The organism is Microvirga flavescens (assembly GCF_003290125.1).
GTDB lineage: Bacteria > Pseudomonadota > Alphaproteobacteria > Rhizobiales > Beijerinckiaceae > Microvirga > Microvirga flavescens.
In genome coordinates this window covers 45,509-59,836 of the sequence record NZ_QMKH01000005.1, presented here as the reverse complement: position 1 = coordinate 59,836, position 14,328 = coordinate 45,509, and the positions used below count along the sequence as shown (strand labels likewise).

Here is a 14,328-nt window from a genome sequence, read left to right as displayed (position 1 = left end):
ATGGCGGGTGCTGCTGTCGCTGTGAAGGCACAAGGCAAGTACGATTGGAAGTGGATTGCGATCTTTGGCGCTATCGCACTTGGCTTCGTCGCGCTCACCGCGTTTATCCTTCTCTCGATGGGCCGCGTGCCGATCTGCAAATGCGGTGAGGTCAAGCTCTGGCACGGCGTGGTAAAGAGTTCCGAGAATTCCCAGCACCTCACCGACTGGTACACGTTCTCGCATGTCATCCACGGCTTCCTGTTCTACGCCGGCGCATGGCTGCTCGGGCGTGTGACGGGGCGTCCGCTGCCGCTCGGCATTGCATTTCTGCTCGCGGTCGGAATCGAATGCGCGTGGGAGCTTGCCGAGAACACCAACACGGTGATCGAGCGTTATCGCGCGACGAACATTGCGCTGGATTATTTCGGCGACAGCGTCATCAACTCGGTGTCCGACATCTTTGCGATGATGCTCGGCTTCTGGCTGGCGTGGCTCTGGCCCGTCTGGCTCACCGTGCTCACCATTATCGTGATGGAGGTCGGGGTTGCTTATGCGATCCGCGATAATCTCCTTCTCAACATCATCATGCTGCTTCACCCGGTCGAGGCGATCAACCGGTGGCAGGCGGGAGGCTGAACGGCCCATGCAGACCAATTTCACGCCCGATCAATTAAAGGACGCCACGATGGCGAGTTCGGAGAAAATTCTCCGCACCTGCGTCCATTGCGGCTTCTGCACGGCGACCTGCCCGACCTATCTGCTGCTTGGCGACGAACTCGATTCACCGCGCGGGCGCATCTACCTCATCAAGGACATGCTGGAGGGCGGAAAGCCCGCGACGCCGGAAGTGGTCAAGCACATCGACCGTTGCCTCTCCTGCCTGTCCTGCATGACGACCTGTCCCTCGGGCGTGCACTACATGCACCTCGTCGACCACGCGCGCGCCTATATCGAGCAGACCTACGCGCGCCCTTGGCACGATCGCCTGCTGCGTGGGGTTCTGGCGCAGATCCTGCCTTATCCGAACCGCTTCCGCTTCGCGATTGCCCTTGCCTTGTTGGCAAAGCCCTTCAAGGGCGCGCTCGGCGCGCTGCCTCTGTTCGGGCGGCGGCTGCAGGCGATGGTCGACCTCGCGCCCTCGCGCGTTCCTTCCCGCTCGGCTCATGACGCGCCGGGAACTTTCAAAGCGCAAGGCTCCCGCCGGGGCCGCGTCGCCATTCTTTCCGGCTGCGCCCAGCCGGTGCTGAAGCCCGGCTTCAACGAGGCCGCTATCCGCCTTCTCAACCGGCATGGAATCGAGGTGGTGCAGCCTAAAGGCGAGGGGTGCTGCGGGGCGCTCGTTCATCACATGGGCCGCGACGAGGAGAGCCACTCTTTCGCCAAGCGCAACATCGACGCCTGGATCGCCGAGATGGATGGGGAAGGGCTGGACGCCATCATCATCACCGCCTCCGGCTGCGGCACGACGATCAAGGATTACGGCTTCATGTTCCGGGAGGACCCGAACTACGCGGAGAAGGCCGCGCGGGTGTCTGCCCTCGCCAAGGACATCACGGAATACGTCTCCACCCTCAAGCTGATGGCTCCCGTGCGCGAGGCGGACCTTGTCGTCGCCTATCACTCAGCCTGCTCCATGCAGCACGGGCAGCAAATCCGCACCGAACCCAAGACCCTCCTCAAACAGGCAGGTTTTGTGGTGAAGGACGTTCCCGAAGGGCACATCTGCTGCGGCTCGGCGGGGACCTACAATCTGCTCCAGCCGGAGATTGCCGAGAAGCTGCGGGAACGGAAGGTCGCCAATATCGAGCGGGTCCAGCCCGACCTGATCGCCACCGGCAACATCGGCTGCATGACCCAGATCGGTAAAGGAACCGGCCTTCCCATCGTCCATACGGTCGAGCTTCTGGACTGGGCGACCGGCGGCCCCCTGCCGGAAGCTCTTGAAGAAAAAGGATTTTCAAGCCGCTTCCCGGCCGCGTTAACCATAGCTGCCGAGTAAGCCTGCGACATTGCGGCTTAAGGAAATTTTGTTTCCCCAAAGCCCCGCTCTCGGCTAAAAGGGAACCCAAAGTTTCAATTTTCATGCGCCAAGGGGCGGAGCCTATGACATCCGGTTGGACGTCTTTCAAAAACCGTTTCGGCAAGAAGCCCGAGGAGGGCGGTGCGACCATTGCGCCGGACCAGGGCGTCGCGTCCAACGCCGCCGTTGCCGTTCAGGAAAAGGCCGAGCCCGCACTCGCGCGTCCGGACGGCGCACTCGACAGCATCGGCCAGAAGAACGAGCTGATCCGCGTCCGCTTCTCGAACCTGAGCGACCGGCTGGAAGAAATCCGCAGCCTCAAGGAGGACTTCGCGCTTCTCACCGAGCCGATCTTCGACCTGATCACGAGCTACCCGCAATTGCAGTCCCGCCTGCTCGAGACCGAGGCGGTCCTGCGGCAGGAGACGGACAACACGGTCAGCCTGCGCCGCGAGGTCTCCGAACTCACGACGTCTCATGCCCGCATGACGGACGATCTGTCGGCGACCGTCTCGCAGCTCCGCAAGGCCGAGGCCAAGGTGCGCGAGCAGGAATCCGCCATCGAGGATCTGCGCCTGTCCGTGAAGGACAAGGAAGCGATCGGCGCCGACCTCGAGAACCAGCTTCTCATCGAGACCGAACGCGCCCGCACCATTACGGAAGAAAACCAGGCCCTGCGGCTTGAAGCGCAGGAGGCGGACCAGACGGTCGCCCGCGCCGAGCGCGAGTTGATCGAGGTTCGCGAGCGCAGCAGCCTGCTCGACCACGAGGTCAAGCGCCTGCAGAAAGTCGCCGAGGAGCAGAACTATCGCCTGTCGAGCCTTTCCAACCGTTACAGCGAGTCGGAAACTCAGCTCGAGAGCACCCGTGCCCGCGCCTCCGAGCTCGAGACGAAGCTCATGGGCGAGCAGGTCACGCGCCAGCGCCTCGAGACGCAGCTCGATTCCGAGCGCTCGGCTCACCAGACCGATATCTCGGCCCTCGACATGAAGATCGAAGGCCTGAACTCGCGCCTTGCCGCGACTGACAAGATCCTGGCTCATACCCGCGATCAGCTCCGCGACAAGAACGAGGCCCTGCGTTCCGTCGAGCGTGGTCTGAAAGAGACCACCATCGAGAAGAACACGGTGGAGCGCCGCCTCGAAGCGACGCAGCAGGAAGTCGAGCGTCAGGTCGCCATGGTCAACGAGCTGCAGCGTTCGCGCATCGAGCTGCAGGAGCGCGTCGAGATGCTCAACAAGGCCATCGCGGCCAAGGACTTCCAGATCGAAAGCTCCGACAACAAGCTCTCGAACCTGTCCGAGCGCAGCGACCAGATGACCAAGCGCTTCGAGCAGGAGCGCAACACCCTCGAATCCGCCAACCGCCGCCTGACGGAAGAGTTGCAGAACGAGAAGGCGGAACGCTCGCTCATTCAGGGCGCGCTTGAAATCTCCCGCGAGAGCCGCGTGAAGATTCAGAAGAAGTACGTCACGCTGCGCAAGAACACCCGCCTCGATGCGACGGAGGACGATGGCTCCTTGATCGAAGAAGAAGAGGCGGATTCCAACGTGCGGCGGATCAAGTCTTCGGACAAGGAATAAGCCGAACCCAAGAGCCCCGCCGCGAGCGGGGCTTTTTCGTTGGGGCGTGCCGGCCTGTTTCTGCGGCGTTAAGGGATTTTCTGTGACTTCGACTTCGGCGCTTTTCGACCCGGCGACGTTCCGCGCGCAGCTGCAATCGACGCTCGACGGGTATGCGCAGGCTTTCCGCATCGATGCGGAGGTTCATTCTCTCCTGCGCCGACAGCTCGCGCAGGGAGACGATCTGCATTCACGCAAGACCTATCCCGGGCATGTCACCACGTCGGCCATTATCTTGAATGAAACCGGGACGAAGACGCTTCTCATCCATCACCGTTCCCTGAACCGCTGGCTTCAACCCGGCGGACATTACGAAGTGCCGGAAACGTTGAGCGCATCCGCGTTGCGTGAGGCGCTGGAGGAAACGGGGCTTAAGGGTTTGAGAGTCGATCCGTGGCATGCGGCATCGCAGCTTCCGGTCGATGTCGACTCTCACGTCATCCCCGCGCGCCCCGCGAAGGGCGAGCCGGAGCATGTCCATCACGATTTTCGTTACATCGTGCGGGCCGACGAGGCATCCGCGATGCGCCCTGATTTCGCTGAGGTACAAGGAGCCGCGTGGCACGATCTCTCAGCGCTGGAGGCCATAGCCCCGCAAACGCTGCTCAACCTCGTCAGGTTGCGGACTTCTTGATTGTCCCTAACATCGGCGCATGAGCTGGCGCACAGGCTCATGTCAGCCCGAACTGACGAAGAAGACGACCATCGAGAACCTGATCGCACCACCAGACCGCGCCTGCATGCAAAGCGATCAACGCGATGTAGGAAGCAAGGGCAGCGGCGTTGCCTGAAAGGGTCATTACTTTCATCGCAGGCGGCCGCTTTGGAGCCGCGCTCCAGGCAACGGCTGCCATGATGACAATGACCAGGAACGATTGCGAGCGCATGTACAGTGCGAGCGCCGCGCCGCCCAGGATCAACAGTCCTGACACGCCGAACCACGCCTTGTCCCCGAGCGGCTTCAGCAGAGTCTGAACGAGCCGCCCGCCATCGAGAGGAGGCACGGGGAGGAGATTGAACATGTTGACGAAAAGGGAAACGAAGCCGGCACTCAGCCACAGGGCGTCGTCTGTTGCAGCGAAAACACCAAGGCAGGCGAGGGGAGGGAGCAATCCGAAGGCAGGCCCCATCAAGATCACCTCCGAAGCCTCGGCATCCGAGACATAGCTGCGGTTGCCGATGGCGATGCCTCCGAAAAAGGGGATGAGATAAAAGCGGGCCTGGTGCCCATGCCGCCGCAGCGCCCACACATGTCCATACTCATGCACGATGATCGTACCCAGCACGGCAAGGCCGATGCTGAAGCCGAGCAGGTAGGTCATGGCCGCAAGAGAGAGAGCCGCGAGAATGACCTGCTTGAGAAGATCGCGCTTCTGGTCGCCGGTCTTTGATGCATTGGCGCCGGGCTTTGTGTTCCCGCGTTCCCTGGCGAGGTAGCCGCGCACGAGGCGCGCTACACTTCCCACAAGCATGGGATAGTTCAGGCGCGGAATGAAGCCCGTCGCAATGTCGGCGCGCTCGACCGTGTAGGACAGTTGGACTTGCGTGCCTTCCGGTACGGGCTGCAGGAAAAGGCGCGTGTAAAGAAGATCGCCCGGCTTTGAGGCTCCCCTCCAGCGATAGACGGCAACACACTCCTCACGCATCGGCGCTTCGGAGGCGATGAGGCGGGAGTAGCATTCATGGCCGCTTTCAAAGCGCGAAACGGCTTCCTTCTCGTACTCATTGCTCCATTCGGTCGAAAGAAGCGTCGGGATCCACTGCTTGGGGCGCCCCGGCGTCATGCTCAAAAGCTCCCACGCTTCCTCGATGGGGACATCCAGCACGAACTGCCCCGAATAATGCTGGCGGCGGCGGTTGACGAACAGGACATAGCCAAGCAGGGCAAGCACCAGCATGACGGCTATGAGAATATCAGGATCGGGCATATCGCGGCAGACCTCGGCGGGAGGGCGTCTTCATACCCGAACGTTGTAACAAACAAAACAGGTAAGGCCGGAGCCGCCGCCCCCTGGCAATCGCCTCCGCCATTCCCATCTTGAGGGGCGGCCGGATTTCAAAGGAGATTGCGCCATGAACGATCAGGAGCGCGAGGTCATCGCCGATATTTTCCGGCGTCTCGAGCAGGTAGCGAACCAGCCCCGCGATCCGGAGGCCGAGCGGTTCATCGCCGACAAGGTGCGCCAGCAGCCTTATGCGACCTATGCCCTCGCGCAGGCGGTTTATGTGCAGGAACAGGCCCTTGGAAACCTGACGGCGGAAAACGAGCAACTTCGTGCTGCGCTCGATGAGGCACAGGCTCGGCCGCAGCAGCAGGGCGGCTTCCTGTCGGGCTTGTTCGGCGGCGGCGCGCAGCGTGCGCCCGAGCCGGCTTATCGGCAATCCGTGCCCCAGGCCTCGCCGTGGGGCAGGCCGCAGGCTCAAGCGGAGTATGGCTCGCAGCAGGGCGGCCCATGGGGTGGCGCGATGCGGCCCCCGGTTGGAGGCGGTTTTCTTCAGTCCGCGCTGGGCACCGCGGCGGGCGTTGCGGGCGGCATGATGATCGCCAATGCTTTGTCGCACGCCTTCGGCGGCGCCGGTCAGTCCCTCCAGTCCGCTCTGGACAAGCCGGGCCTCGCTGATCTTGGGGGGGCGAAGGAAACCCAAGGTGGCGAGACGGGACATGCCGGCATTACGGATTCGCTCTACCAGAACGCCAGCCAGGACGAAGAGGAAAGCTACGACGACGATTTCGGCGGTAGCGACGATGGGTGGGCTTAAGCGCCGCGCTTCTCCCCGCTGTCCACATTGACCTCACAATGCCCGCCATCGGCGGGCATTGTCGTTAACGGCATCAAGATTGAAATTGTTGACACTTGCAACCTTGCGTAAATATACACCTCTATGAATAGACGGGGTTTTTTGATTGTGTATTTCATTGCATGGAGTTGTTCATATAGCTATATTAATGAATAGGAGCTTGTGATATACTAAATCATACAAGAAAAGAGTTTCCGTTTTATTGTATATTTGTTCCCCGAGCGTTCGGGTATTGCTGAAACAATATCCAAAAAAGCCAGCGCTTACGGTACGAAAGACGAACGAGGGGCCCCGGGTATTCCGGTCCAATGTCCTGCCCGAAGTTCAGCCGCTGCTGTCTGATACCTCTGCCACCGTGAACGTCAGATCACGACCACCGAAGCCCCCACGGGGACGCGGTTGTAGAGATCGATCACATCCCGATTGAGCATGCGGATGCAACCTGACGAGACGGCGTGGCCGATCGTGTCCGGCTCGTTGGTGCCGTGGATGCGGTAGAGGGTGGAGCCGAGATAGAGCGCTCGTGCGCCGAGCGGATTGTCGATCCCGCCTTCCATGTGGGTTGGCAGGTCGGGGCGGCGCTTCAGCATCTCCCTGGGCGGATACCAATCCGGCCATTCGCGCTTCGCGCTCACGGTTTTTCGCCCCGCCCATTCGAAGCCGGGGCGTCCAACGCCGATCCCGTAGCGGATCGCCCGCCCGCCTTCCTGCACGAGGTAGAGGTAACGGGAGGGCGTATGGATGATGATGGTGCCGGGAGACTCGTTGCCGCGATAGCTGACCGTCTGACGCTGATATTGCGGCGTGATCGCATAATCGGGCGACACCGCATCGAAGCCGTTGTCCCGTTCGGGCAAGGTGGCGATGGTCGTGTTGACCGGAATGGCCGGGCGCGGCGTCACGGGTGAATCGTAAGGATATCCCACTAACGGGTCGACGGGTTGTTGCGGGTAGGGGCGTGCGATTGCGGCGGGGCGCGGCACACGCGCATAACCATTCACATAGCGCGGGTCCCCATAGCCTCGCGGCTGGGCGCTGGGCACGACGAGATTGCCATAGATGTCGCGCTGCGGGCCGTAAGCTCCATACGGATATTGCTGCGCGAAAGCGGAGGGGGCGACCAGCGAAAAGAGAAGAAGGGCGGAGGAGGAAAGCAGCGCGCGCATCGGAGCACCTTTCGAATTTTGCTCGAAATCTCCTCGAAGGCTGCGATTTTTGCTCCGGAGAACCGTGAAACGGGAAAATGCGCTACCGATTTCGTCATTTTCCGGTCAATGGACGCCAAACTCCGGATGCCGACGCAACGCACATACTGTAAGAGCAACCTTCGCTCATCGCGGGTTCCAGCCTGGAACCGGCACTCAGGATAACGTCGAGACCTCCCATGCAGTTCGGTCCCATCGCCCGGATGGCGGCATCCATCGCACTTCTCTCTTTCATGGATGCAATCATCAAAGGCATGCACGCGTCATACCCGACGCTGCAGATCGTGTTTCTGCGCTTTGCCTGCGGGAGTGTCGTTGCGACCTGCGTTCTCGCCGCCATGCGCCCGGGCTTCCCATCCCGCGAGACGGTGATTGCCAACGCCACGCGCTCGGTGATCGCGGTCGTGACCGCCATGTCGTTCTTCTATGCCCTCGGCAAGCTGCCTCTGGCGGAAACGCTCGTCCTCTCGTTCCTCGCGCCGATGTTCATCGCCTTCCTCGGCCTCGTCCTGTTGCGGGAGCGAGTCGATGGACGCATCGTCGGCGCGCTGGCCGTGGGCTTTGCCGGCACGCTCATCGTCGTGTTCGGCCAGACCGGTGAGGCGAACGCGGCGCGCTCCTGGGAGGGCGTGGCGGCCGCGCTTCTCTCGGCGGTCACTTACGCCTTCAGCGTCGTGCTGCTGCGCCAGCGGGCGCAGCGCGACAAGTTCATCCATATCGTCTTTTTCCAGACCGTCGGGCCGATGATCCTGTCCGCGCCCTTCGCCTTCTATGTCTGGCAGCCGCTGCACTGGCCCGATCTCGGCTGGTTCCTTGCGATGGGTGCGCTCGGCGTCTCGGGCCATATCCTGATGGCGAGCGCCTACGCCAAGGCGCCGGCCGCCCGCCTCGCGCCCCTGGAATACACGGCGCTGATCTGGGCGGCGCTCGTCGGCTACGGCGTGTTCAGCGAGATTCCAAGCTGGGCGACGATGGGCGGCGGGGCCCTCATCGTCGTGGCGACCATCATCACATCGCGGCGCTAAATAGCTCATAAGAAAGAGATAATTTCCGCCGCGCCGGGAAGGGCAGTTTTTCGTTCATCCTCTTCGCCCCAAAGCCTTGACTCACCAGGGGGGGCTCCTTATCTCGCGGCAGGGGTTAGCACTCGCCTTGTGACAGTGCTAACACGTCAGGGAACTGGACACGGCCATGGGTGGCCGTGCCATTTGTCAAAGAGGAAATTTCATGAAATTCCGTCCGCTGCACGACCGCGTCGTCGTCCGTCGCCTGGATAGCGAAGAGAAGACGAAGGGCGGCATCATCATTCCGGATACCGCCAAGGAGAAGCCGCAAGAGGGCGAAATCGTCGCCGTCGGCTCCGGCGCTCGCGACGAGAACGGCAAGCTCGTTCCCCTCGACGTCAAGAAGGGTGACCGCGTCCTGTTCGGCAAGTGGTCCGGCACGGAAGTGAAGCTCGATGGCCAGGATCTCCTCATCATGAAGGAATCCGACATCATGGGCGTGATCGGCAAGTAACCGCCGTCTTCAACACCACTCCAGGAACTCGACCATCCCGCGACAAGCGCCCGGCGCATCGCACGGATGAGAAAGACTGAAAAAGGATAAAGCCAATGGCTGCTAAAGACGTGAAATTCGGCGGCGAAGCCCGCGAAAAGATGCTCCGCGGCGTCGACATTCTTGCCGATGCGGTGAAGGTCACCCTCGGCCCGAAGGGCCGCAATGTTGTGATCGAGAAGTCCTTCGGCGCTCCGCGCATCACGAAGGACGGCGTGACCGTCGCCAAGGAAATCGAGCTCGCCGACAAGTTCGAGAACATGGGCGCGCAGATGGTCCGTGAGGTCGCCTCGAAGACCAACGACCTCGCCGGTGACGGCACCACCACCGCGACGGTTCTGGCTCAGGCCATCGTCCGCGAGGGCGCCAAGGCGGTTGCCGCCGGCATGAACCCGATGGACCTGAAGCGCGGCATCGATCTCGCCGCCTCTGAGGCCGTCAAGGACATCCAGGCGCGCGCCAAGAAGGTGAAGTCGTCGGATGAGGTCGCCCAGGTCGGCACCATCTCCGCCAACGGCGACAAGGACATCGGCGAGATGATCGCCCATGCCATGCAGAAGGTCGGCAACGAGGGTGTCATCACCGTCGAGGAAGCCAAGACCGCCGAGACCGAGCTCGACGTTGTCGAAGGCATGCAGTTCGACCGCGGCTACCTCTCCCCGTATTTCATCACGAACGCGGAGAAGATGGTTGCCGAGCTCGAGGACCCCTACATCCTCATTCACGAGAAGAAGCTCTCCTCGCTCCAGTCCATGCTCCCGATCCTCGAGGCCGTGGTGCAGACGGGCAAGCCGCTCCTCATCATCGCTGAGGACGTTGAAGGTGAGGCTCTCGCGACCCTCGTCGTCAACAAGCTGCGTGGCGGCCTCAAGATCGCAGCGGTCAAGGCTCCGGGCTTCGGTGACCGCCGCAAGGCCATGCTCGAGGACATCGCGATCCTCACCGCCGGTCAGACGATCTCCGAAGATCTCGGCATCAAGCTCGAGAGCGTGACCCTCAACATGCTGGGCCGCGCCAAGCGCGTCCGCATCGAGAAGGAAAACACCACGATCATCGACGGCGCCGGCAAGAAGAAGGACATCGAGGCCCGCGTCAATCAGATCAAGGCTCAGATCGAAGAGACCTCTTCGGACTACGACCGCGAGAAGCTCCAGGAGCGTCTTGCCAAGCTCGCTGGCGGCGTCGCGGTGATCCGCGTCGGCGGCGCGACGGAAGTCGAAGTCAAGGAGAAGAAGGATCGCGTCGACGATGCTCTCAATGCGACCCGCGCGGCTGTCGAAGAAGGCATCGTTCCCGGCGGCGGCACGGCTCTCTTGCGCGCCAAGGCTGCGGTTTCGAAGCTCAAGACCGACAACGCCGACGTGAAGGCAGGCATCAACATCGTCCTGCGTGCGCTTGAGGCTCCGATCCGTCAGATCGCCGAGAACGCGGGCGTCGAAGGCTCGATCGTTGTTGGCAAGATCAACGACAACAGCTCGTCGCAGACCTTTGGCTTCAACGCCCAGACCGAAGAGTTCGTGGACATGCTGAAGGCTGGTATCGTCGATCCGGCGAAGGTCGTCCGCACGGCTCTGCAGGATGCAGCTTCGGTAGCCGGGCTCCTGGTCACGACCGAAGCGATGGTCGCCGAGCTTCCGAGGAAGGAAGCGGCTCCGGCAATGCCGGGCGGCGGCATGGGCGGCATGGACTTCTAAGAAGTCCAGGCGCTATAGCCTGAAGAATAAAGAAGCCCCGGAGGAAACTCCGGGGCTTTTTGTCGTTCTGCGCAAGGTATAGTTGCGAAATTACATAATATGTTATAACAAAGCATAACTATGTGGGGGAAGTTATGCCTGTTTATGTAATCGATCCGTCTCGTCCAGTGCCGCCCAAATACGGGGATCTCGAGAACGCTTTCGAGCTCTATGAGGGCGATACGTTAGTTCTCGCCGAGGGTGCCGAGCTTGTTGCCTATGGCAGGTGGGCCTGGGGAATCTGGGGGCACGACTTTAACAACACCCTGCTTATCAACGGACGTGTTCATAGCGAGCATGGGTACGGCATCGTGCTCCATGGCACCATCATCATCGGTGCGACGGGAACCGTCCACGGCGGGGAAGACGGTATATACACGGGCCCTGATCCCGATTCCAGCAGGCCTAGTGTCCTGACCAATGCCGGTACTATCGAAGCAGTCCTTTACGGCATCACGCTTGGCGGTGGCTACAGCATCATCAATAATTCCGGCCAGATTGTCGGCGGAGCAGGCATTCAGGACGAGAGCTGGTCTGAGTTCGGCTCTCTTGTGCTTAACAATACAGGGCTTATCCGAGGTGAGTATACGGCGATCTATGGAAATCGTCTTGGCGAGAACGTCATCACCAATAAAGGGCGGCTCGAAGGTCGCGTTTTTCTAGGCGATGCCAATGACATCTATGATGGGCGCGGAGGGACCCTAACGGGCGATCTTTATCTGGGCAGAGGCGACGATGTTGCTTATGGCGGCGATGGCTCGGAAACGGTTTTCGTAGGTTTGGGCGAGGACTTTTTTGATGGTGGCGCGGGCATAGACACCCTGCTTCTGAGCTATGATTGGGCTGGCATTAACGACAAGCATGCCGTCGATCTGAGGATCACCGATAAGCAGGTTGTCGGCGCAGGCAGTCAAATGACACTGCGGAATGTCGAGAATCTTGTCGGTGGTGACGCCGATGATCGCTTCATCGGCAATGATGCCGCAAACACCCTCATCGGTAACGGCGGCAACGATACTCTCGATGGCTATGATGGCGATGACCTGCTGAGCGGTGGAGCGGGCAATGATCTCCTCGTTGGCGGCGCAGGCTCTGACACAGCGGTGTTCACCGGCAAGTTCTCTGATTACACCATCACTGTTGTCGCTGGAGCCGGAATAAAGATCACCGACAATCGGACTTCAGGTGATGGTGCCGACTATCTCGGTGGCGTGGAGTTCGCGCTCTTCAGCGACCGGATTTATACGCTCCCGCCTGTGCCGCCGGTTGGGCCGGTTACGCCGAGCAAGCCTGCCGAGACGCCCGCCACACCCACAACGACGGATACGCCGCCGGTAAAAACAATGGCCAAGAACCTCACGTTCAAAGGCGGTAAAAAGGCGGATACGTTCGTCGGCGGCAAGGGGCACGACCTTCTGAACGGCGGCTTGGGCAATGATCGGCTGACTGGTGACGAAGGGCAGGACACGTTCGTGTTCAACAGCAAGCTCGGTTCCAAGAACGTGGATCGGATCACGGATTTCACGCACGCCGATGACTCGATTAAATTGTCGAAGGCGATCTTCAGCAAGCTACAGAAAGGCATTCTCTCGAAGGATGCGTTCTGGGTCGGCGCAAAAGCTCACGACAAGAGCGACCGCATCATCTTCGACGATAAGACGGGCGCCCTGTATTACGATGCGGACGGCACGGGCAAGAAATATGGCGCGATCAAGTTCGCGCAGCTGGAGGCAAAGACGCTGCTGGAGGCGAATGACTTTTTCATCGTTTGACGGCTGCGATCTCTCGTGATGCTCAGCAAAAAGGCCCCGGAGCGATCCGGGGCCTTTTTATTTCACATGCTCTTCGACTTTCATCGCATGTCCGATGATCTCGCGATCATGATCGCTGATGGGGAAAAGACCGAAGCGGAAATTGTAGCCCCAGTTTTTCACGCCCATCGTGAACGCGAGCTTGTCGAGAAGCAGCTCTATTGGCGCATCGGAGGCTTCAAGCCACGCGACGTCTTTGCGGAAGGGCCGGAAGTTCTCTCCCATCTCGACCTGATAAGGATCACCCTCGCGGACATGGCCGATAGCTGTGAAGGCTTGCAGCTTGTCCTTTCCGCCGAATGTCTTGGTCGGCGAATAATAAATCACGCAATCGCCGGAACGGATGCGCCGCAGGGGCGCTGCCTTGCCGTGGCAGACTTGCATGAAGCCACCTTCACGCCCCCGGCGGACGTGCTCCGCCGAGGCCACCGCGATCCACGCGCCGGTCACGACGCTAACGGCGAATAGATGCGCAGGCGGTGTCCGTCCGGATCGAGAGCCACGAAGGTCAAGCCGAAATCCAGCTCGGTCGGGGCCTGCGCGATCTCAAGTCCCCGATTGACCCAATCGGCGTGGCGCGCGCGGACGGCATTTTCATTGTCGAGAGCGCAGACCAGTTCACCGCCGCCGCCCGTCACGACGGCCGCAGGCTTTACATGGTGGCGTGACCATAACCCCAACCGAGAGCCCGACTTCATCACGAACATGGCGAAGGTCGGCGAGGCTTCGACAGGTACCAGATCAAGAAGGTCGGCATAGAACGCAGCGCTACGCTCGGGGTTGTCGACGTAAAGAAGGGTGAAATTGAAGTCGGACATGAGGTGTTCTCCCGTTGAGGAGAGATCCATATCTTCGCGCAGTGTCAGTTTCTGGCAGGAGCCTTACACGCGCGGTTCGATACCCTCCGCCACGCGCCATTCCTTCAAGAGCGCAAGCCGCCTGCGCGGATAGCGTGTGTCGCTCAAGGTCAGGGCCGAGATGCGGTCGGTTCTGAAATGCCGAAAGCCGCTTCTGAGTTCGCACCATGCGACGACGACGCGAACCTGATCGAAAAAGCCGATGGCGAACGGCCACACGGTGCGCTTTGTTTCTGATGTGTTGCGGTCCGCATAGAGGATCTCCATCTTGCGCTCTGCGCGGATCGCCTTGCGGATGGTTGCGAGATCGGTGTCGCCGCCCGCAATCGGGCGGCCTGGTCCGACGAGCAGTGTAGAAGCGTCAGCATCCTCGCGAAGGGCGGCCGGAAGAACGGCGGTGATCTTCGTCAACGCTTCGTGTGCGGCAGCGGCGAGATGGTGATCGCCCCGCTCCGCAACCCAGCGCGAACCGAGAACAAGCGCCTCGATTTCTTCGTGAGAGAACATCAGCGGCGGCAGCATGAAGCCGGGGCGCAGCACGTAGCCGATGCCCGCTTCGCCTTCGATCATGGCCCCTTGCGCTTGCAGGCTCTGGATGTCGCGGTAAAGGGTGCGGATGCTGATGCCGAGTTCCCGCGCGAGATCTTGGCCGCGCACCGGATGACGATGGCGGCGCAGGATTTGAAGGAGATCGAGCAGGCGCTTGGCGCGCGACATGGCTTTACATCTCCTGGCGTTGCTG

The 14,328-nt window shown here is 61.0% G+C and carries 14 protein-coding genes; 9 read left to right on the top strand and 5 right to left on the bottom strand.

The annotated features are described in order from the left end of the window. From DQW91_RS11120 to DQW91_RS11105, 4 genes are all read left to right on the top strand, one after another. Positions 1-618, top strand: a complete 618-nt coding sequence (locus DQW91_RS11120; RefSeq protein WP_112663719.1) for a DUF2585 family protein — start codon at positions 1-3, stop codon at positions 616-618. 7 nt (positions 619-625) lie between these two features. Then, a complete protein-coding gene (glcF, locus tag DQW91_RS11115; RefSeq protein WP_112663718.1) occupies positions 626-1,981 on the top strand; it encodes a glycolate oxidase subunit GlcF in 1,356 nt (451 codons plus the stop codon). A 104-nt stretch (positions 1,982-2,085) separates the two neighbouring features. Then, complete coding sequence (locus DQW91_RS11110) at positions 2,086-3,585, top strand: chromosome partitioning protein ParA (RefSeq protein ID WP_112663717.1); 1,500 nt, start codon at positions 2,086-2,088, stop codon at positions 3,583-3,585. An 82-nt stretch (positions 3,586-3,667) separates the two neighbouring features. Then, positions 3,668-4,258: an NUDIX hydrolase gene (locus tag DQW91_RS11105; protein ID WP_157961425.1), complete on the top strand. Its 591-nt coding sequence runs from the start codon at positions 3,668-3,670 to the stop codon at positions 4,256-4,258. 37 nt (positions 4,259-4,295) lie between these two features. Here DQW91_RS11105 and DQW91_RS11100 read toward each other — a convergent pair whose 3' ends face one another. Then, positions 4,296-5,552, bottom strand: a complete 1,257-nt coding sequence (locus DQW91_RS11100) for a site-2 protease family protein (protein ID WP_112663715.1) — start codon at positions 5,550-5,552, stop codon at positions 4,296-4,298. Between the two features lie 145 nt (positions 5,553-5,697). On the opposite strand from DQW91_RS11100, the gene DQW91_RS11095 reads away from it, so the two are divergent. Continuing rightward, positions 5,698-6,384 (top strand): DUF2076 domain-containing protein, encoded by a 687-nt coding sequence (locus tag DQW91_RS11095; RefSeq protein WP_112663714.1) that lies wholly within the window; start codon positions 5,698-5,700, stop codon positions 6,382-6,384. A gap of 401 nt (positions 6,385-6,785) precedes the next feature. Here DQW91_RS11095 and DQW91_RS11090 read toward each other — a convergent pair whose 3' ends face one another. Continuing rightward, positions 6,786-7,589, bottom strand: coding sequence for a L,D-transpeptidase (locus tag DQW91_RS11090; RefSeq protein ID WP_112663713.1), 804 nt, complete (start codon positions 7,587-7,589; stop codon positions 6,786-6,788). A gap of 218 nt (positions 7,590-7,807) precedes the next feature. Here DQW91_RS11090 and DQW91_RS11085 point away from each other — a divergent pair, with 218 nt between their 5' ends. The 4 genes from DQW91_RS11085 to DQW91_RS17225 all read left to right on the top strand — a co-directional run bounded on the left by DQW91_RS11085 (position 7,808) and on the right by DQW91_RS17225 (position 12,690). Then, positions 7,808-8,653, top strand: coding sequence for a DMT family transporter (locus DQW91_RS11085; RefSeq protein ID WP_112663712.1), 846 nt, complete (start codon positions 7,808-7,810; stop codon positions 8,651-8,653). 202 nt (positions 8,654-8,855) lie between these two features. After that, the gene (gene groES / locus DQW91_RS11080) at positions 8,856-9,146 is read left to right on the top strand and encodes a co-chaperone GroES (protein WP_112663711.1); all 291 of its coding nucleotides are present in this window, start codon (positions 8,856-8,858) and stop codon (positions 9,144-9,146) included. A gap of 95 nt (positions 9,147-9,241) precedes the next feature. Next, positions 9,242-10,879 (top strand): chaperonin GroEL, encoded by a 1,638-nt coding sequence (gene groL / locus DQW91_RS11075; protein ID WP_112663710.1) that lies wholly within the window; start codon positions 9,242-9,244, stop codon positions 10,877-10,879. A gap of 134 nt (positions 10,880-11,013) precedes the next feature. Beyond that, positions 11,014-12,690, top strand: a complete 1,677-nt coding sequence (locus DQW91_RS17225; protein WP_157961424.1) for a calcium-binding protein — start codon at positions 11,014-11,016, stop codon at positions 12,688-12,690. Between the two features lie 57 nt (positions 12,691-12,747). Here DQW91_RS17225 and DQW91_RS11065 read toward each other — a convergent pair whose 3' ends face one another. From DQW91_RS11065 to DQW91_RS11055, 3 genes are all read right to left on the bottom strand, one after another. Further along, on the bottom strand, positions 12,748-13,179 hold the full coding sequence (locus tag DQW91_RS11065; RefSeq protein ID WP_112663708.1) for an EVE domain-containing protein: 432 nt from the start codon (positions 13,177-13,179) through the stop codon (positions 12,748-12,750). Then, complete coding sequence (locus tag DQW91_RS11060; protein WP_112663908.1) at positions 13,176-13,547, bottom strand: VOC family protein; 372 nt, start codon at positions 13,545-13,547, stop codon at positions 13,176-13,178. The genes DQW91_RS11065 and DQW91_RS11060 overlap by 4 nt, the downstream gene beginning before the upstream one ends. A gap of 63 nt (positions 13,548-13,610) precedes the next feature. Further along, a complete protein-coding gene (locus DQW91_RS11055; RefSeq protein WP_112663707.1) occupies positions 13,611-14,303 on the bottom strand; it encodes a helix-turn-helix transcriptional regulator in 693 nt (230 codons plus the stop codon). Between the last annotated feature and the right edge of the window lie 25 nt (positions 14,304-14,328).

Excerpts from the sequence above, each read along its gene's own strand:
- DQW91_RS11110 (WP_112663717.1), top strand. The coding sequence starts at position 2,086 with ATGACATCCGGTTGGACGTCTTTCAAAAACCGTTTCGGCAAGAAGCCC.
- DQW91_RS11060 (WP_112663908.1), bottom strand. The coding sequence starts at position 13,547 with ATGTCCGACTTCAATTTCACCCTTCTTTACGTCGACAACCCCGAGCGT.
- DQW91_RS11055 (WP_112663707.1), bottom strand. The coding sequence starts at position 14,303 with ATGTCGCGCGCCAAGCGCCTGCTCGATCTCCTTCAAATCCTGCGCCGC.
- DQW91_RS11095 (WP_112663714.1), top strand. The coding sequence starts at position 5,698 with ATGAACGATCAGGAGCGCGAGGTCATCGCCGATATTTTCCGGCGTCTC.
- DQW91_RS11100 (WP_112663715.1), bottom strand. The coding sequence starts at position 5,552 with ATGCCCGATCCTGATATTCTCATAGCCGTCATGCTGGTGCTTGCCCTG.
- DQW91_RS11120 (WP_112663719.1), top strand. The coding sequence starts at position 1 with ATGGCGGGTGCTGCTGTCGCTGTGAAGGCACAAGGCAAGTACGATTGG.
- glcF (WP_112663718.1), top strand. The coding sequence starts at position 626 with ATGCAGACCAATTTCACGCCCGATCAATTAAAGGACGCCACGATGGCG.
- DQW91_RS11085 (WP_112663712.1), top strand. The coding sequence starts at position 7,808 with ATGCAGTTCGGTCCCATCGCCCGGATGGCGGCATCCATCGCACTTCTC.
- DQW91_RS17225 (WP_157961424.1), top strand. The coding sequence starts at position 11,014 with ATGCCTGTTTATGTAATCGATCCGTCTCGTCCAGTGCCGCCCAAATAC.
- groL (WP_112663710.1), top strand. The coding sequence starts at position 9,242 with ATGGCTGCTAAAGACGTGAAATTCGGCGGCGAAGCCCGCGAAAAGATG.
- groES (WP_112663711.1), top strand. The coding sequence starts at position 8,856 with ATGAAATTCCGTCCGCTGCACGACCGCGTCGTCGTCCGTCGCCTGGAT.
- DQW91_RS11090 (WP_112663713.1), bottom strand. The coding sequence starts at position 7,589 with ATGCGCGCGCTGCTTTCCTCCTCCGCCCTTCTTCTCTTTTCGCTGGTC.